At 60.6% G+C, this 21500-nt stretch carries 20 protein-coding genes; 3 read left to right on the top strand and 17 right to left on the bottom strand.

Features of this window, described 5'->3' with window-relative positions:
- Window positions 1–11 precede the first annotated feature (11 nt).
- From pcaC to pobA, 3 genes are read right to left on the bottom strand one after another with little or no spacing between them, the layout of a single operon-like run.
- Window positions 12–416 carry a 4-carboxymuconolactone decarboxylase gene (gene pcaC / locus ACYQ6M_RS16965; protein WP_022999298.1) on the bottom strand — a complete coding sequence of 135 codons (405 nt, stop codon included), beginning with the start codon at window positions 414–416 and terminating at the stop codon, window positions 12–14.
- Window positions 409–1200, bottom strand: a complete 792-nt coding sequence (pcaD, locus tag ACYQ6M_RS16960) for a 3-oxoadipate enol-lactonase (RefSeq protein ID WP_460074713.1) — start codon at window positions 1198–1200, stop codon at window positions 409–411. The genes pcaC and pcaD overlap by 8 nt, the downstream gene beginning before the upstream one ends.
- Window positions 1200–2369, bottom strand: a complete 1170-nt coding sequence (gene pobA / locus ACYQ6M_RS16955; protein ID WP_022999296.1) for a 4-hydroxybenzoate 3-monooxygenase — start codon at window positions 2367–2369, stop codon at window positions 1200–1202. The genes pcaD and pobA overlap by 1 nt, the downstream gene beginning before the upstream one ends.
- 92 nt (window positions 2370–2461) lie before the next feature.
- On the opposite strand from pobA, the gene pcaQ reads away from it, so the two are divergent.
- A complete protein-coding gene (pcaQ, locus tag ACYQ6M_RS16950; protein ID WP_460074712.1) occupies window positions 2462–3382 on the top strand; it encodes a pca operon transcription factor PcaQ in 921 nt (306 codons plus the stop codon).
- A gap of 14 nt (window positions 3383–3396) precedes the next feature.
- Here the strand turns inward: pcaQ and ACYQ6M_RS16945 are convergent, their stop codons facing one another.
- Genes ACYQ6M_RS16945 through ACYQ6M_RS16925 form a run of 5 tightly spaced genes read right to left on the bottom strand, consistent with a single transcriptional unit; the run spans window position 3397 to window position 8512 of the window.
- Entirely contained in the window at window positions 3397–4350 is a 954-nt protein-coding gene (locus ACYQ6M_RS16945; protein ID WP_206908303.1) for a glucokinase, read from the bottom strand.
- A complete protein-coding gene (locus tag ACYQ6M_RS16940; RefSeq protein ID WP_296603496.1) occupies window positions 4347–5489 on the bottom strand; it encodes an ABC transporter ATP-binding protein in 1143 nt (380 codons plus the stop codon). Before ACYQ6M_RS16940 ends, ACYQ6M_RS16945 begins: the two co-directional genes overlap by 4 nt.
- Window positions 5490–5512: 23 nt before the next feature.
- Window positions 5513–6352: a carbohydrate ABC transporter permease gene (locus tag ACYQ6M_RS16935; protein WP_055656877.1), complete on the bottom strand. Its 840-nt coding sequence runs from the start codon at window positions 6350–6352 to the stop codon at window positions 5513–5515.
- A complete protein-coding gene (locus ACYQ6M_RS16930; protein ID WP_460074711.1) occupies window positions 6349–7242 on the bottom strand; it encodes a carbohydrate ABC transporter permease in 894 nt (297 codons plus the stop codon). The genes ACYQ6M_RS16935 and ACYQ6M_RS16930 overlap by 4 nt, the downstream gene beginning before the upstream one ends.
- Before the next feature lie 25 nt (window positions 7243–7267).
- Window positions 7268–8512: an extracellular solute-binding protein gene (locus ACYQ6M_RS16925; protein WP_209170181.1), complete on the bottom strand. Its 1245-nt coding sequence runs from the start codon at window positions 8510–8512 to the stop codon at window positions 7268–7270.
- A 96-nt stretch (window positions 8513–8608) separates the two neighbouring features.
- On the opposite strand from ACYQ6M_RS16925, the gene ACYQ6M_RS16920 reads away from it, so the two are divergent.
- Entirely contained in the window at window positions 8609–9823 is a 1215-nt protein-coding gene (locus tag ACYQ6M_RS16920; RefSeq protein ID WP_460074710.1) for an ROK family transcriptional regulator, read from the top strand.
- A 165-nt stretch (window positions 9824–9988) separates the two neighbouring features.
- On the opposite strand, the gene ACYQ6M_RS16915 is transcribed toward ACYQ6M_RS16920, so the two are convergent.
- The 9 genes from ACYQ6M_RS16915 to ACYQ6M_RS16875 all read right to left on the bottom strand — a co-directional run bounded on the left by ACYQ6M_RS16915 (window position 9989) and on the right by ACYQ6M_RS16875 (window position 20001).
- Entirely contained in the window at window positions 9989–11047 is a 1059-nt protein-coding gene (locus tag ACYQ6M_RS16915; RefSeq protein ID WP_460074709.1) for a sugar phosphate isomerase/epimerase family protein, read from the bottom strand.
- 23 nt (window positions 11048–11070) lie between these two features.
- Window positions 11071–12669 carry a glycoside hydrolase family 43 protein gene (locus ACYQ6M_RS16910; RefSeq protein WP_460074708.1) on the bottom strand — a complete coding sequence of 533 codons (1599 nt, stop codon included), beginning with the start codon at window positions 12667–12669 and terminating at the stop codon, window positions 11071–11073.
- Window positions 12666–13712, bottom strand: a complete 1047-nt coding sequence (mgrA, locus tag ACYQ6M_RS16905) for an L-glyceraldehyde 3-phosphate reductase (protein ID WP_075283405.1) — start codon at window positions 13710–13712, stop codon at window positions 12666–12668. The genes ACYQ6M_RS16910 and mgrA overlap by 4 nt, the downstream gene beginning before the upstream one ends.
- 11 nt (window positions 13713–13723) lie before the next feature.
- Window positions 13724–14845: a Gfo/Idh/MocA family protein gene (locus ACYQ6M_RS16900; protein ID WP_022999285.1), complete on the bottom strand. Its 1122-nt coding sequence runs from the start codon at window positions 14843–14845 to the stop codon at window positions 13724–13726.
- Between the two features lie 9 nt (window positions 14846–14854).
- The gene (locus tag ACYQ6M_RS16895) at window positions 14855–15601 is read right to left on the bottom strand and encodes a sugar phosphate isomerase/epimerase family protein (RefSeq protein WP_229005385.1); all 747 of its coding nucleotides are present in this window, start codon (window positions 15599–15601) and stop codon (window positions 14855–14857) included.
- A 31-nt stretch (window positions 15602–15632) separates the two neighbouring features.
- Window positions 15633–16724, bottom strand: a complete 1092-nt coding sequence (locus ACYQ6M_RS16890) for an ABC transporter ATP-binding protein (RefSeq protein ID WP_022999283.1) — start codon at window positions 16722–16724, stop codon at window positions 15633–15635.
- Window positions 16725–16735: 11 nt separating this feature from the next.
- A complete protein-coding gene (locus ACYQ6M_RS16885; protein WP_460075697.1) occupies window positions 16736–17620 on the bottom strand; it encodes a carbohydrate ABC transporter permease in 885 nt (294 codons plus the stop codon).
- Between the two features lie 110 nt (window positions 17621–17730).
- Window positions 17731–18621, bottom strand: a complete 891-nt coding sequence (locus tag ACYQ6M_RS16880; RefSeq protein WP_055656892.1) for a carbohydrate ABC transporter permease — start codon at window positions 18619–18621, stop codon at window positions 17731–17733.
- A 144-nt stretch (window positions 18622–18765) separates the two neighbouring features.
- Entirely contained in the window at window positions 18766–20001 is a 1236-nt protein-coding gene (locus ACYQ6M_RS16875; protein WP_022999280.1) for an ABC transporter substrate-binding protein, read from the bottom strand.
- A 228-nt stretch (window positions 20002–20229) separates the two neighbouring features.
- Here ACYQ6M_RS16875 and ACYQ6M_RS16870 point away from each other — a divergent pair, with 228 nt between their 5' ends.
- Complete coding sequence (locus ACYQ6M_RS16870) at window positions 20230–21264, top strand: LacI family DNA-binding transcriptional regulator (protein WP_055659226.1); 1035 nt, start codon at window positions 20230–20232, stop codon at window positions 21262–21264.
- Window positions 21265–21500: the final 236 nt, after the last annotated feature.

Below are 21500 nucleotides of genomic sequence, written 5' to 3'. Positions count from 1 at the left end.
ATTTTCCTCCGTTAACCGCCTGTCGCGGTCAGCTTCTGGCCGCTGCGTTCCATTTCGGCGTAAGTTTCCTTGGCGATCTTGAGCGCCTGGTTGGCACGTGGCACGCCCGCATAGACCGCCACATGCTGAAACGCCTCGAGCACGTCCTGCTTGCTGGCGCCGGTGCGGGCGGTTGCCCGGATATGCATGGCAATCTCCTCGAAATTGCCGAGCGCCGCCAGAAGGGCGAGCGTCAGCATCGAACGCTCCCGCGGACTGATGCCGTCCGACGCCCAAACCGTGCCCCAGGCACCCTCGGTGATCAGGGTCTGGAATGGTTCGTCAAGTGGAGTCTTGGCGGCTTCCGCCCGGTCGACATGTTCATCGCCAAGCACGGATCGCCTGACCTTCATGCCGGTTTCAAAACGCTCAGACATGGAGGTCCTCCTTCAGGAAAGTCACGAGATGGCCGGCAAAGACATCCGGCTTTTCGACGCAGGGCAGATGACCCGCACCGGAAATTTCAACGTAGCGGCTGCCGGCGATGAGGTCCGCCGTGCCGCGCACCATGGCCGGTGGGCTGGCGAGGTCCTCGCTGCCGCCGATGCCCAGCACAGGCAGGCGAAGCCCGGACGTGCTGTCCGTCAGATCTGCACCGGCTATTGCTTCGCAGCAGCCGATGTAACCCTCTGTTGGGGTGCGAACCAGCATGTGGCGCCAGGCCAGGCATTCGGCCGTCTGGCGGAAATCTTCCGAAAACCAGCGCTCCAGAATGGCATCGGCAAGGCTCTCGATGCCGCCTGCACGGATCCGGGCAATCCGGTCTTGCCACATGGCGGCTTCGCCCATTTTCGCGCCGGTGTTGGACAGTACCAGACCCTTGATGCGTTCCGGCTGCCGGTGCGAAAGGAGCTGACCGATCATACCGCCGATGGAAAGCCCGACAAAAACACAGGAGCCGATCTGAAGATGATCGAGCAGCTGTTGCGTGTCGCTGGCGAGATCGTCCATGGAGTAGGGGCTCTCGGGACAGGAGGACAGCCCGTGACCGCGCTTGTCGAAGCGGATCAGCCGGAGGCCTGTTTCCGGCAGAAGGTCGATGACCTTGTCCCAGAGCCGCAATTCCGTGCCGAGCGAATTGGCGAAGACGACAGGAGTGCCGTCCGGGTCGCCATCTTGGCGCCAGTGAATGTCGGCAGAAGGCAGACGCGCGATCTTCATCAGTAGGGCAGTCCCACATAGTTCTGCGCAAACCACTTCTGCGCGGTTTCATTGTGATGCAGAGACTCGATTTCCGCCCGCTGCATCTTCAGATCGAAATCCGACTGGTCCGGGAACCGGTGCAGCATGTTGGTGGTCGCCCAGCTGAAACGCTCCGCTTTCCAGATCCGAGCCAGGGCTTTCTCCGAATAAGTATCGATGCCGTGGCTGTCCTTGTCCTGATAGTAATGCACCAGACCCTCATAGAGGTAATGCACGTCGGAGGCAGCGGTGTTGAGGCCCTTGGCGCCGGTTGGCGGCACGATATGGGCGGCATCGCCGCACAGGAACAGACGGCCCCAGCGCATCGGCTCGCACACGAAGGACCTGAGTGGGGCAATGGATTTCTCGATAGAGGGTCCGGTCACCAGCTTGTCGGCAACCGCTTCCGGTAGCCGGCGTCTCAGTTCGTCCCAGAACTTCTCGTCGGTCCATTCGAAAATGTCGTCGCTGACATTGCACTGGACGTAGTAGCGCGACAGGTTTTCGTTACGCATGGAGCAAAGCGCGAAGCCGCGTGCCGAATTGGCATAGATCAGTTCTTCATGCACCGGCGGCGTTTCGGAAAGAACGCCCAGCCAGCCGAAGGGAAACACCTTCTCGTAGTCCTTGCGCACGGTGTCGGGAATGGTCTTGCGGCTGACGCCGTGGAACCCGTCGCAGCCCGCCACGAAATCGCAGTCGATGCGCCGCGCGCTGCCGTCCACGGTAAAGGTGACATAGGGCGCGTCCGTGTCCGCATCGCGGATTTCGACCCCCTCGACCTCGAAAATCGTCTGACCGCCAACCGCATCGCGGGCGTCATAAAGATCACGCGTGACTTCCGTCTGGCCGTAGACGACGACATTCTGGCCGATCAGCTTCTGGAAGTTGATGTCGAACATCTCGTTTTCGTACGAGATGCAGGTGCCGTCATGGACGAAGCATTCCTTGTCCATCCGCTCGGCCACACCTGCCTCGCGCATCATGTTGACGAGACCCGTTTCCAGAATGCCGGCCCTGATGCGGCCAAGCACATATTCACGCGTCTTGCGCTCCAGAATGATGGTCTCGATGCCCTTCAGATGAAGAAGCTGCCCGAGCAGCAGGCCGGACGGTCCACCGCCGACAATGACAACCTGAGTTCGCATCCGATCCTCCCTTGTTGAATTGATATTGAATGATCAAAATTGGGAAGTAAAATGAGATATTCGGCTTCTTTCTTTCCAAAATGAGAAATTAAATGATCGACCGACGCATCAAGTTCCGGCACATCCAGTGCTTCGTGGAGATTGCGCAGGAACGCAGCCTGAAACTGGCTGCCGACAAGTTGAATCTCACCCAGCCGGCGATCTCCAAAACGCTCAAGGAACTGGAAGATATCATCGGCGCCAGCCTGATGACACGAAACCGGGCCGGCATCGCGCTGACCAAACAGGGCAAGGTGTTTCTGCATTTCGCGCAGATCTCTCTGGCGAGCCTGCAGCAAGGCCTGGACGGGGTCGAGAAGGAAGGCGAACACGCCCGTGCGACCTTGAAGGTGGGCGTTCTGCCGAGTGTCGCGGCCAGCTTCATGCCCCCGGTCATCAAGGAGTTTTCCGAACTGGCACCTCATGTCATGGTCCAGATCATGGACGGCCCGCACGGCTACCTGATCGAACGGCTGAAGATGGGTGAACTCGACCTGGTGATCGGCCGGCTCGGCAGGCCGGTTTCCATGGAAGGCGTTTCCTTCACCCAGCTTTATTCCGAGCGGGTCGATGTAATCGTCCGGGTCGGGCACCCGCTACTGGAAAGACCGGACATCAAGCGTATTGTCGAATGGCCCGTGCTCTATCCGCCGGAAGGCGCGGCGATCCGGCCTCTGGTCGAGCGCTTCATGATCGCCAACGGGGTCGGCGAGATCCCGAACAAGATCGAAACGGTCTCGGGTGCTTTCGGCAGGGTCTATACCCGCCGGACCGACGCGGTCTGGATCATTTCGTCCGGCGTGGTGCAAAACGAAACCGCCGACGGTCACCTGGTCCGCCTGCCGTTCGACACCGACATGACCAAGGGGCCTGTCGGCCTGATGACCCGTCCGGACACCCAGCCAGGCGGGGAGGAACAGGTCTTCCGGCTGGCAGTCCAAACCGTGATCGAGGAGCTGGGGCTGAGTTCCTGATCGTGTGGTGTCGTTTACATGCGCGACGCACACCCCGCCAGAGCTGCGAAATCGTCATCAAGCAGATGAACCGGAATGCCGGAAACCAGCTTTTGCTGGCGGCCCTTCGCGCAAAAGGCATTGATGAATTCCGGTTCTGCCAGGAACCTCGCCAGGCTTCGGGTGACGCCGCCTGTCAGCACGATGCCGCCAAGGGACAGGAACACCAGCGAGAGGTCGCCAATGACCCGGCCAAGAAATGTCACCCATTGCCGGGCAGCGGAAACACAAAGCGGATCGGACCCGGAATTGGCGCGCTCCGCTATCTCAGCCGGTGACAGGTCGCGCGGCGACAGGCCCTGCTCCAGGCAATACCACTCGTGAATTTCCTTGAGGCCGCTTCCCGACAGCGCCCGTTCGACGGAGGCGCGTCCGCGGTTGAGAGCGAGGTAGTTCCAGAGCCGAAGTTCGTCTTCGGTTTCGACCGGCAATGTCGAGTGGCCGCATTCACCGGTGCCGACATGAAATCCGGCAGGTGTCTGAAACAGCGCGGCAGCATTGAAACCGGTTCCCGCACCGACGACGAGGCGCGTGGCGTTGCTGCGCAGTTTCAGGCTTGGTTCATAGACGGGCTGAAGCCGCTCCGTTGGGACCTTGTCCAGCGAATAGGCGAGCGCCTCGAAATCGTTCAGGAAGGTAATGTTCGCTCCGCCCAGAACCTTGCCGATGCAGTCGGCACTGAAGGTCCAGGGATGGTTTGTCATGCGGATCGCGGGGCCATCGATGGGGGCTGCGATGGCGATGACGGCAGAAGCACAGGCCGGTCGCCCGGCTTCCGAAAGATAGGTGCCGATGGCCGCTTCCGGTGTTTCGAAATCCGCATTGCGGAACCGCGCGATGGTGTTTTCCAGAACGCGGCCGTTCTCGACCAGCGCCAGCCGGGTGTTGGTGCCACCGATGTCGGCGGCAAGGCCTCGTTGAATGCTCATAGGCGGTTACCCGATGCAATGTCGAAATAGGAAATCTTGGAAAGGTCGAAAGCGATCGGGACGCGCTGACCGGCGATGACCGGCGCATCCGCCGACAGCCGGGCAACGGCTTCCGTTCCACCAAGTTGAATGACCGCATAGGTGTCGGCGCCGGCCGGTTCGACCACGTCCAGAAGGCAATCGGCGCTTTGCAGGCTGCGGCCGTCGATGCCACCGGACCGCAAGCCAAGATCCGTCATCGCCTCCGGGCGAAGGCCGATGGTGAGCTCTGCCGTGCCGCCGGCGGACAACGTTTCCGGCCCGGGACCATAGTCGAACAGTTCCAGCGGCGGTCCTTCCGGCGTCGGGATCTGCAGCCGGAGATGGTCACCCTCGCGTGTAGCGGTGCCGGTCATCAGGTTCATGGACGGTGCGCCCATGAAGTCCGCGACAAAGGCATTCACCGGCTTGTTGTAGATCTCCTGCGGCGTGCCGATCTGCTGGACCACGCCGTCTTTCATCACCACGATCCGGCTGGCCAGCGTCATGGCTTCGATCTGGTCATGGGTGACGTAGACGATGGACGCGCCTGTTGTCTGATGGATGCGCTTGATTTCCGTGCGCATGGTCACGCGCAGCTTGGCATCGAGATTGGACAGCGGTTCGTCGAACAGGAACAGCTTGGGTTCGCGCACAAGGGCCCGGCCCATGGCGACACGCTGGCGCTGTCCGCCGGAAAGTTCCGCCGGGCGGCGGTGCAGCAGGTGTTCGATCTTCAGAAGATCCGCGACCTCGGCCACCTTTCGTTTCTTCTCGGCCTCTTCGACCTTTCGGACTTCAAGGCCGAAGCCGATGTTGCGTTCCACGCTCATGTTGGGGAACAGGGCATAGGACTGGAACACCATGGCGATATCCCGGTCGGCCGGTTCGTCGTTGGTGCGGTCCTTGCCGGCAATACGGATGGTGCCGGAGGAAATGTCGGTCAGTCCGGAAATGCAGCTCAGCAGGGTCGACTTGCCGCAACCGGACGGTCCGACCAGGACAAGAAACTCACCGGGCGCCATGGAGATATCGATGTCCTTGAGGACATTCACGTCCCCGTATCTCTTCTGCAGGCGGCTGATTTGGAGGATGGGGTCTTGCGGCATTGCGGCGTTCATTCCTTGTCGGTCTCCTGCTGAGGTCAGCCCTTGACGGATCCGGCGACCAGTCCGGAGACGATGAATTTCTGGAAGGCGATGGCGAGGATGGCTGGCGGCAATGTCGCCAGAACGCCAACCGAGGCGATGACGCCGTAGTCGGTAACGCGTCCGGCGGAGAAATCCGCGATCGCCACAGGCAGGGTCTTCGCGCTGAGATCGTTGGTGAAGATCAGGGCGTAGAAGAACTCGTCCCAGGCCACCAGGAAGGACAGCATGGCGGTGGCGGCAATGGCCGGAAGGGCCAGTGGCAGCACCACCTGCCGGATGGTGTAGGCGGTTCCGGCACCTTCCATGAAGGCAGCCTGCTCCACTTCCACCGGCAGCACGTCGATATTGGCCTTCATCAGCCAGGTGGCGAAAGGCAGCAGCATGGCCGTATAGACGATGATCAGCGTCACCGTGTGGTTCAGCATGCCGAAGCTGCTGAAGGTCGAATAGAGCGGCAGCACATAGGTGATCGGCGGCATCATGATCGTTGCGAGAAAGGCGAACAACAGGACCATCGACGCCTGTCTTCTGGAAAAGGCATAGGCAGCCGGAATGGCCAGCAGAAGCGCGATGACGGTTGCCCCGCCCGCTGTCAGGAGGGAATTCCGGAGTGCGCTCAAAAATCGCTCGCCGTTGCCGCCTTCAAGGCTGAGCAGGCTCGTGTAGCGGCTGAAGTCAAGTTCGGAGGGGATCCAGCGCAGCGGCACCTCTGTCAGGTCGGTCGGCGCGCTGATGCTCATGACGGCAAGCCAGAGCAGCGGGCCTGTTGTGAAGGCTGCCAGCAACAGGGCGCAGCCATAAAGCAGGATGGATTGAACGAGCGAGCGTTTCATGCCGCGCCTCCCGCCGTCTGCCGTTTGGTCGCGGAATAATAGAACACGATCAGAACGGCACTGATGCCGGCGACCAGCACCGCATAGGAGGCCCCGCTGCCGCTTCTGAGGTAGTTGAAATATTCCTGGTAGACGTAAAAGCTCGCGGTCTTGGTGCTGTCCGCGGGGCCGCCGCCGGTCATCACGTAGATGATGTCGAAGACGCGGAAGGCCTCGATGGTTCGCAGCACCATGACGACCATCAATGGACCGGCGATCCAGGGCAGGCTGATCGAGCGGAACCGTTTCCAGGGCCCGGCACCTTCGATGGCTGCCGCCTTGTTGAGGTCACCGGGCACTGTCTGCAGGGCGGCCAGTGCCACATAGGCAACCAGTGGAAAGTTCTTCCAGACATCTGCCAGGATGACCATGTTCATGGCGGTCGCCGGATCGCCGATCCAGCTCCGGTAATCGGAAATGAGGCCCAGCTGGAACAGCAGGGAGTTCAGCGCGCCATAATCAGGGTGATAGATCAAGCGCCAGGCAACGGCGTTGACGATGGTCGGCACCGCCCAGGGCAGGATGATCAGAGCCCGAAGCAGCGTCCGGCCGCGGAATTCCTGGTTGAGCAGCACGGCAACCGCGACACCGAGAATGCCTTCCAGACCCACCGAGACGATGGTGAAGTAAAGCGTCCTGAAGAGGGCGTCCTGAAAATCCGGGTCGGTAAGCGCGTAGACGTAGTTTTCCAGGCCGATGAAATGTACCGGCTCGGGAAGAGCGGAAATGCGCGTGTCGGTGAAGCTCAGCCACAGTGTGTTGGCAAGCGGTATCAGCGTGACCAGCGCAAGCAAAGCCAGGGCCGGCGCCAGAAGGATCCATTTTTCACGTTTCTGGCGTCGGCCAAGCATGGTCAGTCTCCCGTCAGTCGCAAACTTAGCGGATGCGCTTGACGCGGTCTGCGGCAGCTTCCAGCGCGTCATCCACGCTTGCCTGGCCGAGCAGGACCTGATGGATGTTCTTCTGGAGAATGTCGGAGACTTCGGTGTAGGACGGCACCAGCGGACGCGGATACATGACAGCGATGGATTCTTTTGCCGCCGCGATCAGGTCTTCCTGACCTTCGATCACCTTCGGTTCGGAATAGGACGCCTTCCAGATCGGCAGGCTGAGCTTGGCATAGTTGTCCTGAACGTCCTTCTGGGTCAGGAAGGAGATATAGGCCCAGGCTTCATCCGCATGCGGGCTGTTGGCCGGAATGCCGAGACCCATGGAACCGTTGACGCTGGACGCGGTTGACTTGCCTTCGACACCTGGTGCCGGAGCTACCTTCACCTTGCCGGCGACCTTGCTTTCCTTCGGATCGTTGGCCAGGGCATTCATGTAGGTCCAGTTGAGGGCGAACGCCGCTTCGCCGTTGGAGAACACCCGGCGGACGTCTTCTTCGAAATATTCGCGTGAAGACGGGTTGCTCAGGCCTTCGTCCAGCGTTGCCTTCATGAAGGAAACGGCATCCTTGGCACCGCCGGCGGTAAAGGCCGGCTGGCCTTCATCGAAGAACGCGCCGTCATTGGCCGCCGTCAGGGTGGTAAAGTCGCAGATCATCGCCTCGGACTGGGACCAGCTCCAGACCAGCGGATATTCGACAATGCCCTTGTCCTTGATCTGCTTGGCCTGTTCCGCCAGCTCGGCCCAGGTCTTGGGCGGGGCGGAAATGCCAGCCTCTGCCAGCATGTCGGCATTGTAGAAGAGGTATTTCGTGTCGAGGATCCAGGGCATGCCATAGCGCTTGCCGTCATATTCGACCGTCGTCCAGGCACCATCGAAAACCTTGTCGGTATAGTCGGCCGGAATGCGGTCGGTGACATCCTGCAGGAAGCCGCGCGTTGCGAATTCGGCCGGCCAGATCACGTCGAACAGGACAACGTCATACCCGTCATCGCCCGCACCTGCCGCTGCAATGATCTTGTCGTGCAGGGCTTCATAGGGAACGAATTCGAGTGCAACCGTGACGCCGGGATTTGCTTCCTCGAACTTGGCGGTCATCGACTTGATGTCGTCTTCGCTGTAAGCCGCCTGGCTCATGAAAAGTGCATTCAGTGTGGTGTCGGCCAATGCCGTCGTGGTCATGGCCAGGGTCGCGAAGGCGGACCCCAAAATCATCTTTCCAAACGTGTTCATCTCGCCCTCCGGTTTTTGTGTAGGCAAAGCATCCTATGTTCGGTTTTTTTATTTTGTCAAATTGATAGAAAAAATAATTTCTGGTCTATTGGCGCCATGAACGACAGTGCTCCGATCCCCGCATCCTTCCGGACCAGCGGCACAAACCTGACCCGCGCCAAGACGCATAATCACCGCGTGGTGCTGGAAGTCATCCGCACGCGCGGTCCGATCGGTCGCACGGAAATATCTGAAATCACGTCGCTTTCCCGCCAGACGGTGCAGAACATCGTCGGTGAGCTGGAAAGCCGCGGCATTGTCGAGATGCACGCCCAGAAGGCCAGGGGCCGCGGCCATCCTGGCATGACGGTGCAGCTCAAACCCGATCATGCCTACAGTCTCGGGTTTCATGTCGATCGTCTGTCAGTGACGGCGATTGCCTGCGATCTTCTGGGCAGCATCGTCTGGCAATCGGCCGCGCCCATGGCCGCTGCCACGCCCGAGGCAGCCAACAGCTGGATCCTGTCGATGGCAGAAGAGTTCCGCGCGGCGCATCCCGGTATGGCCAAGTGTCTGTTCGGCGTCGGTCTTGCCGCTCCCGGCCCTTTTGAAACCGGATCGCAGACCTCCAGCGGCACCGATGCCACCACATTTTCGGATTTCGGCTCGCCGGAAAATCTCGCGCAGCTTCAGTCGGCGATCGGCTTGCCAGTGGTTCTTCAGAACGATGCGTCGGCCGCCGCGCTGGGCGAGCATGTTTACGGGATCGGCCGCAGCTTCAACAGCTTTGCCTTCATCCAGTTCGGCATGGGGCTTGGCGCCGGCTTCGTCCTGAACGGGGCGCTCTATCCGGGCGCGACGAAAAACGCCGGCGAAATCGGGCACGTAGTGATCGACCCGACAGGCCCGGCCTGTTCCTGCGGCAACGCCGGCTGCCTGGAGCGGTATCTGTCACTCAACGCGCTGTGCGAAAGGCTTGGCCTTGAGCCGACGGAACCAGGCTCCGTTGGGCGGATTGAAGCCTTGTTCGCCGAAGGAGATCCCGCAGTCCTCGGCTGGATAGCCGAAGTCGCGCCGCTCATGCGCCAGATGATCAACATGATCGAGATGATGCTCGACCCGGAAGCGCTGATCCTGGGTGGCATCATTTGTCCGGACTTCCTCCAGGCGCTGCTCGACAGTGCCTCCCCGCTTCCTCGCCGTCTCGACGGTTCGCTTGAAGAAGACAGGATCCGCATCGGTACGTCCGGTGCAACAGCGGTCGCCCTCGGTGCGACGGCCGCCGCCGTCGATGCGCTCTACGCCCCTTCGGTTTCGCACCTGCTGCTGTGAGAGCAAGCCTCTATGGGAGCCCTCATGCTGAGGAGGACCGTCAGGTCCGTCTCGAAGCATGGGCGGCATATCCCGAACAGGCGGCCCATCCTTCGAGACGCCACTAAAGCTGCGTCAATCAGGACCGGTTAGGTTGCCGGAACGGGATGCGCGGTTGGTCCGCCCCTAACTCAGCCCCAGCATCTTCCGGATCTGCTCCTGGTCGGTCTCGCCGCCGGCGAAGTCGTCGAAGGCCTTGTCGGTGACTTCGATGATGTGGTGCTCGATGAAGGGCGCGCCTTCCGCGGCGCCCTGTTCGGGTGACTTCAGGCAACATTCCCATTCCAGAACGGCCCAGCTGTCATAGCCATGTTGGGCGAGCTTGGAGAAGATGCCGGAAAAATCCACCTGGCCATCACCCAGGGACCGGAACCGGCCCGCGCGGTTGACCCAGCCCTGATAGCCGGAATAGACGCCCTGGCGGCCGTCCGGATTGAACTCGGCATCCTTCACGTGATAGGCGCAGATGCGCTCGTGATAGATGTCGATGAACGCCAGATAGTCGAGCTGCTGAAGCAGGAAGTGCGACGGATCGTAGTTGATCTGGCAGCGCGTGTGGCCGCCGAGCGCCTCCAGGAACATCTCGAAGGTGGCGCCGTCGAAGACGTCCTCGCCGGGATGGATTTCATAGCCGACATCGACACCGTTTTCGTCATAGACATCAAGGATCGGTTTCCAGCGTGCCGCCAGTTCCTTGAACGCTTCCTCGATCAGCCCCGCAGGCCGTTGCGGCCAGGGGTAGAGATAGGGGAACGCCAGTGAGCCGGTGAAGCTGACGGAAGCAGTGAGGCCAAGCCGCTTGCTGGCGATCGCCGCCTTTTTCATCTGGTCGACCGCCCAGGCCTGCCGGGCTTTCGGATTGCCGTGCACTTGGGATGGTGCAAAGCCGTCAAAGGCCAGGTCATAGGCGGGGTGAACCGCTACCAGCTGGCCCTGCAGATGGGTCGAAAGCTCGGTAATCTCGACGCCGGCCTCCGCGCAGATGCCTTTGACCTCGTCGCAATAGGTTTCGCTTTCGGCGGCCTTGTCGAGGTCGAACAGGCGGCTGTCGAAAGTCGGGATCTGAATGCCCTTGTAGCCGAGATCTGCAGCCCATTTGGCGATTGCGGGAAGTGAATTGAACGGAGCGTCGTCTCCGGCAAACTGGGCCAGGAAAATTGCGGGCCCCTTGATCAGTCCAGCCATGAATATCTCCTTAGAGTGTGAGCTCACGTGCCTTCCGGTGCGTATGAAAACCTGCTGAAATCGGCGGTCTTGCCTTGCCCGGTTATGTCGAAGGCCAGCATACCTACAAAGGCACCGGTAAAGGAGCCGTGCTCACCGCGCCCGCCTTCATCCGAGATCACGCTGGCATCGAGATCCGGTCCGAAGGGCGTCCAGTCGCGGTCTTGCTGGCGCCAGAAGAATTGCTGGCGGGCACCATCAACCTCAACGGCAAGCTCGACCGGTCCGCCGCCAAGCGCGACCGGGTCTGCCGGAAACGACATGCGTCCATTCGGCCAGTCGCCGGGGCAGGAAAGCAGCGTCAGGCAGCGGCCGAGCTGTTCCGTCCAGCTCACGGCCAGAAAATGGAACTTGTGACGGTTGTAATAGGTCGTCAGTCCGGCCGCCTGCTGGTAGGTCGTTGGCGCAAAGTCGGTGAGCGTGGTTTCCACGCGGTAGCCGAGGTGCTCCTGGCGCCGGGCAACCAGCGACTGCTCGTACCAGCTGCCGATGCTTTCCCGCCCGACGAGGCGCAGGGCCGTTCCCGTCAGCGTGAACAGCCGCTCCGGATAAGGCGTGCGCAGCCACTGGAACTCCGGCGGCAGGATTTCGCCAGTGAAAACGCGCTCCACACGTTGAGCGGGGCGAGGTTCTGTCGCCGTCAGACCCGGCACCTCAACCTTCGGAACCATGCCGCCGTCTTCCAGGTAAAGCCAGCCGTCCTCCCGCCAGACGCATTTCTGGATCGCGGTCTCCCGTCCCAGAGGCGAGAACCGTCCGGGCAGGGGCCGGGAACACAGATGGGTGTGGTAGACGTCGCCATCCGGCGTTTCGACAATCTGGCCATGGCCTGCCCGTTGCAGCGGCGCGTCCGGATCGTCTTTGGCGGTGATGAGGTGGGTTTGCGGGTGAAGCTCGTACGGCCCGTCGATGGACCGTGACCGGGCCATGGTAACGGCGTGCCCGTAGCCGGTGCCGCCTTCGGCGACCGTCAGGTAGTACCAGCCGCCGCGCTTGTGAAGATGTGGACCTTCCGTCAGACCGTGCGGGCTTCCGGAAAAGATCTTGCGGATCTCGCCTTTCATGCCTTCGGTTTCCGACCATTCCTGCAGCAGGATGCCGTCGAAGGCCGGATGGCGCGGATGCCCGCCGACGGAATTTGAAATGTGGTTCCATTGCAGGACCAGGAACCATTTTCGTCCATCGTCGTCATGAAACAGCGACGGATCGAACCCGTGTGAGCTGACGTAGATCGGGTCGCTCCACGGCCCCTCGATGGAAGGGGCCGTGACGATGTAATTATGTGCGTCCTTGAAATTCCCATCCAGCCGTTTGACGTCCGTATAGACCAGCCAGAACCGTCCGTCCGCGCAGGAAAGACACGGTGCCCAGATGCCGCCGCTGTCCGGATTGCCGCGCATGTCGAGCTGGCTTGCCCGGCTGAGGGGCCGGCAGGCCAGATCCCAGTTGACCAGGTCTTTCGACCGGTGAATCTGGACGCCCGGATACCATTCGAAGGTCGATGTGGCGATGAAATAGTCATCGCCCGCACGGCAGATCGAGGGATCCGGGTTGAACCCCGGCAGGATGGGATTTCGGATCATTTCCGGCTGGGTCCTTTCCGTTCAGCCGAGGCCGCCCACAGGTTGATGTCCGCCTCGCGGGTGGTTTCCTCGATCAGCTTCAGCTCCTCGTCGGAAAACTGGAGATTGGCGACAGCTCCGACGCAGTCCTTTACCTGGCTGCCCCGGCTCGCACCGATCAGGGCCGTCGTGACCCGGCCTTTGCGCAGTACCCAGGCAAGGGCCATCTGCGCCAGCGTCTGGCCGCGCTTTTCGGCAATCTCGTTGAGAGCCCGGATGGTGGCGAGGTTGTCTTCGCTCAGGAACTGGGTCTTCAGCGATTTGCCCTGGTTCGCCCGGCTGTCTTCCGGAATACCCTTCAGATATTTGCTGGTCAGCATGCCCTGGGCCAGCGGCGAGAAGGCAATGGAACCGATGCCAAGGTCATCGAGCGTATCCAGAAGCCCGTCTTCCTCGACCCAGCGGTTGATCATGGAATAGCTCGGCTGATGGATCAGGCACGGTGTGCCCAGCTCCTTCAGGATGGCTGCGGCTTCCCGTGTCCGTTTGGAATTATAGGACGAGATGCCGACATAAAGCGCCCGTCCGGACCGCACGATGTGGTCGAGGGCCATCATGGTCTCTTCCAGCGGTGTGTCCGGGTCGAAGCGGTGCGAATAGAAGATATCGACATAGTCGAGGCCCATCCGCTTCAAGGACTGGTCGCAGGACGCGATCAGGTATTTGCGGCTGCCCCACTCGCCATAAGGCCCGGGCCACATCTCATAACCGGCTTTGGACGAAATGATCATCTCGTCCCGGTAAGGCGCAAAATCCGTCCGCAGCAGTTCACCGAAGGCGGTTTCCGCCGAACCCGGCTTGGGGCCGTAATTGTTGGCAAGATCGAAATGGGTGATGCCGAGATCGAAGGCGGTCCGGGCAATCTCCCGTTTCTTGTCGAGCGGCGTGTCGTCGCCGAAATTGTGCCAAAGGCCGAGTGAGATCACCGGCAGTTTCAGGCCGGATTTCCCGCATCGGCGGTATTCCATGGTGTCGTAGCGCGTTTCCGCTGCTGTCCAGGTCATAGGCTATCCCGTTATACTAAAAGGCCTTTTGCCGCCTGCGGGTCCAGGGCTTCCGGGCGCTCGCAGGTGGTTTTGATGTCAATGAAAGTCCCACTCTCGCCAGAAGCGAGAATCGACGTCATCACATCGACAACATGCAGAGCAAATTCCAAAGAGCAACGGTGCGGCCGATTTTCCAGGATGGCGAGGGCCATATCGGCCAGGCCTGCCGTTCGGTAATTGGCGTGGCCACGGTCGTTTGATTTGGAGAACGGATGGTTCCAGGCTTCCGACAGGGTTACGAAACTGCCCTTGTCCGTCATGCGCACTTCACCACCGAAGAAATTCGGATCCGGCACATGCAGCGTGCCGGAACGGCCGTAAAGCTCCATGTTTGAATGGCCATGCTGCCATACGTCCCAGCTGGCGCAATAGGTGATCTGGGCGCCGGACTGGAACTGCATCACTGCGTGGATGGTCGTCGGTGTTTCCACCTTGATCTTTTCGCCGTTGCGCGGCTCGGAGGTGATGGTGCGATATTCAGATCCGGCGGAACTCATTGCACAGACCCGCTTCACCGGTCCAAGTAGCTGCACAAGGTTGGAAACGTAGTAAGGCCCGAGATCGAGGATCGGGCCACCGCCCGCCTGGAAAAAGAAGTCCGGGTTCGGGTGCCACATTTCCATGCCCGGGCTCTGTACGAAACAGGTGCCTGACGTCACCTTGCCGATGGCGTCACTATCGATCAGGTGCCGGGCAAGCTGGTGTGCTCCGCCCAGGAAGGTGTCAGGGGCCGACCCGACCCTGAGGCCTTTTTCCTTCGCAATCGCGGCAAGGGATTCGCCCTCTTCCAGGCTGAGCACGAACGGCTTTTCCGAATAGACATGCTTGCCGGCTTCCAGAACGCGTCTGGAGACTTCGTAGTGCACGGCCGGAACCGTCAGGTTGACGATGATGTCGATATCGCTTGCCGCCAGCAGGCCGTCGACGGTTTCGGCTCTCAGGCCGAATTCCTCGGCACGTGCTTTTGCGGCAGCTTCATTGATGTCGGCGCAGGCGCGCACCTCGATGCCCTTGAAGAGCGGAGAGAGGCGCATGTAGGCGGCCGAAATGTTTCCGCATCCGAGGATGCCGATGCCAAGTGTCTTGCTCATGGGGTTACCTCAGTAGGTGCGGAAGGCCGCAACGGAGCGGGTGGCGAAACGGTCGAAGTCGGAAGGCTTGTCGTGTTCCATGACGAAGAGATCGACCCCGACGCCGCGAAGCGCCGACATGATGCCCTTCCAGTCCATGTTGCCCTGGCCGACGTCCGCCCAGCCGTCTTCGTCGGCACATTCGCCCTCTGGCGCGATGTCCTTCACATGGGCCGTGGTGATGCGGCTGGCGTATTTCTCGATCCAGTCGAGCGGGTCCTGATTGCCGCGCACGATCCAGGCAATATCGGCTTCCCATTCGATGGAAGGGGCGGCCTCCATCAGGATGTCCATCGGCAGGCGGCCATCGGCGCAGGCATTGAATTCGAAATCGTGGTTATGCCAACCGAACCGCAGGCCGGCATCGCGGATCTTTTGACCGATGGCTTCCAGCCGCTCGGCGATGGACTGCCACATGGCCGCATCCGGAATGCGTTGCTCGGGCGGCACGGCGGGAACGAAGATCCGCTCCATGCCAAGGGTCTGGGCAGTGCTGATCACCTTGGCGAGGTCGTCTTCGAACTGCTCCATCGGAAAGAAATGTCCCGACGGCATCTTGAGACCCTGGGCGTCGAGCATGTCGCGAAAGGCCGCCGGGTTCTCGTAGTTTCCACCGAACCCCTCGACCTGGGTATAGCCGAGATCCGCAAGCCGCTTGAGAACGCCGTCCCATGGGGTGAATTCGCGGGCTGAATAGAGCTGGAAAGAAATATCCATCTTGATTGTCCTGAAGTGGTTAAGGACCGGCCTAGAGCCGGGATTCCGAGGTTTTGTCGAAAAGATTGGCGCGGGCGGGATCGAACCCGACCGTGATTGCGTCGCCGTGCCGGATGTTCGCCTGGCCGTCCATGCGCACCCACAGCGTCTGGTCGCCGGTGGTGAAGCGGACAAGCGTGTCCGAACCGAGCGGCTCCACCAGTTCCACCTGCCCGTCCAACCGAACGAGCGCGGTGTCTGCTTCCGCGCCGCTGACCATGTGTTCCGGACGGATGCCGAACCAGGCTGCGCCTGCGGCAGGAGGGCCGTTCTGGAAGGTGTATCCGTCAAGCGAGAAGGTCTTTCCGCCTGACGCGAACCGGTAGTTTCCGCCGGCTTCTTCCAGCTCTCCTTCAAAGAAATTCATGGTCGGCGAACCGATGAACTCGGCCACATACTTGTTGGCCGGCCGGTTGTAGATCTCGTTGGGCGAGGCCAGCTGCAGGATCTGGCCACCACGCATGATGGCAATCCGGTCGGCCAGCGTCATGGCCTCGATCTGGTCGTGGGTGACGTAGATCATGGTATTGGACAGCTTCTGGTGCAGCTGCTTGATCTCGACCCGCAGGTCCGCCCGCAGCTTGGCGTCCAGGTTCGACAGCGGTTCGTCGAACAGGAAAACATCGGCATCGCGCACCAGAGCCCGGCCGATGGCGGCACGCTGGCGCTGACCACCGGAAAGGGCGGCCGGCTTGCGGTTGAGCAGCGGTTCGATCTGCAGGACCTTTGCGGCCCGGTTCACCCGCTCCTGGATTTCCGCCTTGGGCAGGCCCGCGTTCTTCAGGCCGAAGCTCAGATTCCCGGCAACGGTCATCTGCGGGTAGAGCGCATAGGACTGGAACACCATGCCGATGCCGCGCTGGGAAGGCTCCTCCCAGGTCACGTTGCGCCCGCCGATGAAGATCTGCCCGCCGGTCACGTCCAGCAGCCCGGCAATGCAGTTCAAAAGGGTTGATTTTCCGCAGCCCGAAGAGCCGAGCAGGACGAGAAATTCACCCTGGCCGACATCGAGGTTGAGATCCTTCAGAACGTCCAGGCTTCCGAAACTCAGGGAAAGGTTATTGATGGAGATACTTGGTTCCATGGGTCGTCTCGTTAGCCTTTCACCGCACCGGCGGCGATGCCGCGCACGAAGAGTTTTCCGGAGATGAAGTAGATGGTGAGGGGAACGAGGCCGGTCAGAATGGTCGCGGCCATGTTGACGTTGTATTCCTTCACCCCTTGCGTGGAATTGACGATGTTGTTGAGCTGCACCGTCATCGGATAAAGGTCCGGCTTGGTGTAGATCACGCCGAACAGGAAGTCGTTCCAGATGCCGGTCACCTGCAGGATCATGGCGACAACGAAGATCGGCAGGCTCATCGGCACCATGATCTGGAAGTAGATCGCCCAGAATCCGGCCCCGTCCACGCGCGCCGCCTTGAACAGCTCCTGCGGCACGGAGGCGAAATAGTTGCGGAACAGCAGCGTCAGGATGGGCATGCCGAAGATGGTGTGCACGATCACCAGCCCGGTCAGGCTGCCGTAAAGGCCGATTTCCCGCAGCATGATCACGATCGGATAGATCATCACCTGGTAGGGAATGAAGGCCCCGACGATCAGGATCGTGAAGAAGGTTTCCGAGCCCTTGAAGCGCCAGTTGGCAAGCGCATATCCGTTTACCGAGGCAATCGCGATCGACAGGATCACGGACGGGATCAGGATCTTGACCGAATTGAAGAAGCCGCGTGACAGGCCATCGCAGTTGAGGCCCGTGCAGGCTTCCGCCCAGGCCTTCAACCAGGGCTGGAAGGTGATCTCCACGGGAGGTGAGAAGATGTTGCCAAGCCGGATCTCCGGCATGCCCTTCAGCGAGGTGACGATCATCACGTAGAGCGGCAGCAGGTAATAGAGGCAGACGACGATCAGCGTGCCGTAGATCAGGATGTTCCTGCGGGACAGCGCCTTGCGTGGCTTGCGGCCGGCGGGGCCTTCGACCATCCGGCTGCCGGATGGCGTGCCGTCGCCGTGGCGGAGTGCCCGGTCGGGGCCGGCTTCGGCCGGGCCGGCATCGTATTTCATCGAGCCATTGAGGAGGTGGGGCGTCTTGGTCATTTGCGCTTGCCTCCGAATTCGAGATAGGCCCAGGGAACGACGATGATGACGACCGTCAGCAGCATCATGGTGGAAGCGGCAAAGCCCTGGCCGAGGTTCTGCGACAGGAACATGGCGTCATAGACGTATTTGGCCGGAACTTCGGAAGAGATGCCGGGCCCCCCGCCGGTCTGGGCGACGACCAGGTCGTAGACCTTGATGATGCCGGAGGCGATCAGCACGATTGCGGTGATGAAGATGCCGCGCATCATCGGAATGACGATGAACAGATAGGTCTTCCACATCGGGATGCCGTCGATCTTGGCGGCCTTCCAGATGTCCTCGTCAATCCCCCGAAGACCCGCCAGCATCAGGCACATGATCAGCCCGGTTCCCTGCCAAAGGCCGGCGATGAGGATGCCATAGATGACGATCTCGGGATTGTAGAGCGGGTCGAAATTGAAACTCTCCCAGCCGAGGCTGCGCACCACGTGCTGGATGCCGAAGTCGGGATTGAGAATCCACTGCCAGGCAAGACCCGTGACGATGAAGCTGAGCGCGAAGGGATAGAGCAGGATTGTTCTGAACGTGTCCTCGAACCGGATCTTCTGGTCGAGCAGGGCCGCCAGCATGAAGCCGATCAGCAGCGAGAAAATCAGCGAGAAAGCTCCGTAGATGGCCAGGTTCTCGATGGAGATCAGCCACTTGCTGCTGCTCCACAGCCGGTCGTACTGGGCAAGACCGACGAATTTCTCACGCGGCAGGAGCTTGGAGTTGGTGAAGGAATAAAGAACCGTCCAGGCGGTTCCGCCGATGAAGACCACCACTGCGGTGATAATCATCGGAACCGCGGCCACCTTGGCGCTGATGTTCCGATGCCACCTCGCGGGGCGCGTAGCTGCGGCCATGCCGAAAACTTCCTTGTCGAGACGTCCAGGGTGATGTCGGGCGTTCCCTGCGCGCCGGAGCGCGCAGGGCTGGAGGACGCCGCCTGGCCGCTGTCCCGGTAAAGTTGGGACCGTGCGGCGCGGGCGGCGGGCCTTTTTCCGCTGTTAGTCGGCGTTGCCGACGATCGACGCGAACATCGACTGTGCGTCTTCAGCGGTCATGGACGGGTTGTTGAAGAACTCGACGAAGAGGTCGTTCACCTGGGTCAGGCTGTCGGCGGACATCAGCTGGTCCGGAGACTGGATGACATTGCCTTTGGCCAGGATGTCGAGGCCCTTTTTCATGCAGTCGTTTGCAGCCGCAAGATCGACGTCGCCACGCACTGGCAGCGAGCCTTTCTTCAGGTTGAAGGCAACCTGGGCTTCCGGGGAAAGCATGACCTTTGCCAGTTCGCCCTGGGCTTCGGTGATGGCCGGGTCGTCCACTTTCGGGAAGTAGAACGCGTCGCCACCGGTCATGATGACCTCGTTGACGCCAAGGCCGGGCAGGCAGGTGTAGTCCTCGCCGGCAACCTGGTTGGCGACCTGGAACTCACCCTGCGCCCAGTCACCCATGATCTGGCCTGCGGCCTTGCCGGTGATGACCATGGTGGTGGCATCGTTCCAGCCCTGGACGTTGGAGTCCTTGGACATGTCGCGAGCAGTCGCGGCGGCCTGGAAGACCTTTGCCATTTCCTCACTGCCGGCAAGCTCTGCATCCTTCTCGCCGAAGATCTTCGTATAGGCCTCAGGTCCTGCGAGCGCGGTGAGAAGCACCTGGAACGCCAGTGTCGTCTGCCAGGGCTGCTGCCCCATGGCCAGCGGCACGATGCCTGCCTCCTGAAGCTTGGGTGCTGCGGCAGCGTATTCGTCCCAGTTGGTCGGAACCGCCAGGCCGTTGTCCTCGAACACCTTGTTGTTCAACCAGAGCCACTGCTGCGAATGAATGTTGACCGGAACGCAATAGATGCGGCCATCCAGCGTGCAGCTGTCGAGCAGGCTGGAGGGATGGATGACTTCTTTCCAGTTGCCTTCCTCTGCAATGTCCGTGAGGTCGCGCATCAGGCCGGCTTCCACCAGTTCCTCTGCCTGGCGGCCATGGTTGAACTGTGTTGCGCCCATCGGATCGCCGCCGGTGATACGGCTGATCATGATCGGGCGGGCTGTGCCGCCGGAACCGGCAATCGCACCGTCAACCCACTTGTTGCCGGTCGCGTCAAATGCCTTTGCGAATTCGGCAACCGCAGCCGCTTCACCGCCTGAAGTCCACCAGTGGGTAACTTCCAGGTCGGTCGCATTCGCGGCCGTTGCTGCACAAAGGGCGGTCGTTGCTGCAAAAACTGCACGTAGTGCTTTCATCATTTCCTCCCATCGAACGTGAATTGTCCGATTGTCCTCACCATGCGGCCTCCACCGCATTTTGTAATCGATTACATTTTATTGTATGCTATATGTAATCGATTACATTCATCATTCTCGGGAAACGGTCTTGTGTCAACCCGGAATGTCGGATCAGACAGTTTCGAGGACGAACCCGCCGTCATGGCGGCAGGCGCCCAGGCTCAAAAAAGAGAAATACCGGAGAAGGCCTTGGCCCAGAAAATAGCACGAATTCAAGATGTTGCCAAAGAGGCGGGCGTATCGACCGCAACAGTCAGCCGGGCGCTGAGCAATCCTGAACTTTTGACAGAGGCAACCCGCGACATCGTCTTCGCGGCGATCCGCTCTACCGGTTACCGGGTCAACCGTGCAGCGCGTAACCTGCGCACCCAGCAGGCCGGAGCCATCCTGGTTCTGGTGCCAAACCTCGGCAATCCGTTCTTTTCCCAGATCCTGGCCGGGATAAGTGCATCCTTCGGCAACCGTGACTATTCGGTCCTGATCGCCGATACCAAGGACCATGCGACCAGTGGCAAACACGTGGTCGACTACTTTCTGGACGCCCAGATCGACGGCATGATCTGTCTGGACGGAGCGATCTCCCACCAGGAATTGCAGCTGTTTGAAGACAACGGCGTCTCCGGCAAGATCGTATTTGCGTGTGAATGGGCGCACGACGTGGCGTTGCCTTCCGTGCGCAGTGACAACGTTCGCGGGGCGCAACTGGCCGTTCGGCACCTGTATGACCTTGGCCATCGCAAGATTGCCCATATCACGGGTCCGCAGGAAAATGTTCTGACGCATGCCCGGCGCGAAGGCATGCTGGCAGAACGTGCAAGGCTGGAGCTGCCTGCCCGTGAGGAATGGATCATCCGGGGCGACTTTTCCTTGGAATCCGGCCGGATGGCCGGTGAGAGGATCCTGGCGATGAATGATCGGCCAACGGCGGTTTTTTGTGCGTCTGACCAGGTTGCCTTCGGGCTGATCTCGACGCTGACCGCAAACGGTGTCCGCGTTCCGGAGGATATTTCCGTCGTCGGGTTCGATGATATCGAGCTGTCGGAGTTTTATGTCCCGGCACTTACAACCATTCGGCAGGATCGGCGCGCGCTTGGTGCCAGGGCAGTTTCCCTCCTGCTGGATTGTATTGACGTTGCGCACACCAAGCCAGACGTCGTGATGGAACCGGTAATGGTTGATGTAGAGCTGGTAGTGAGGGCCAGCGCCGTGCCGCCGGTTTGTTGAATGGCGGCCCTGTTGCCCATCGATTGTGGGGTCGAAAATCGAGCCCGCAAGGTTCAGACAGGCATGCGGTTGTATTTCTACAGGCTTCGCGAATTCGATGTAGGCGTCGATCAGCAGTGAATCTAGCCTGCAGCATAAATCATGCAACTTAACGTCGGTGTGAAAAGAAAATCTAAGGTTGAATCGAATACATCTTTCTTGCTCGCAGTCAGGTCATGTGTACCTGTCAATTTATT

This window comes from Roseibium sp. ROS1, from assembly GCF_054658215.1.
The sequence above is the reverse complement of the archived record's forward strand: the minus strand, read 5'-3'. Positions and strand labels throughout refer to the sequence as shown.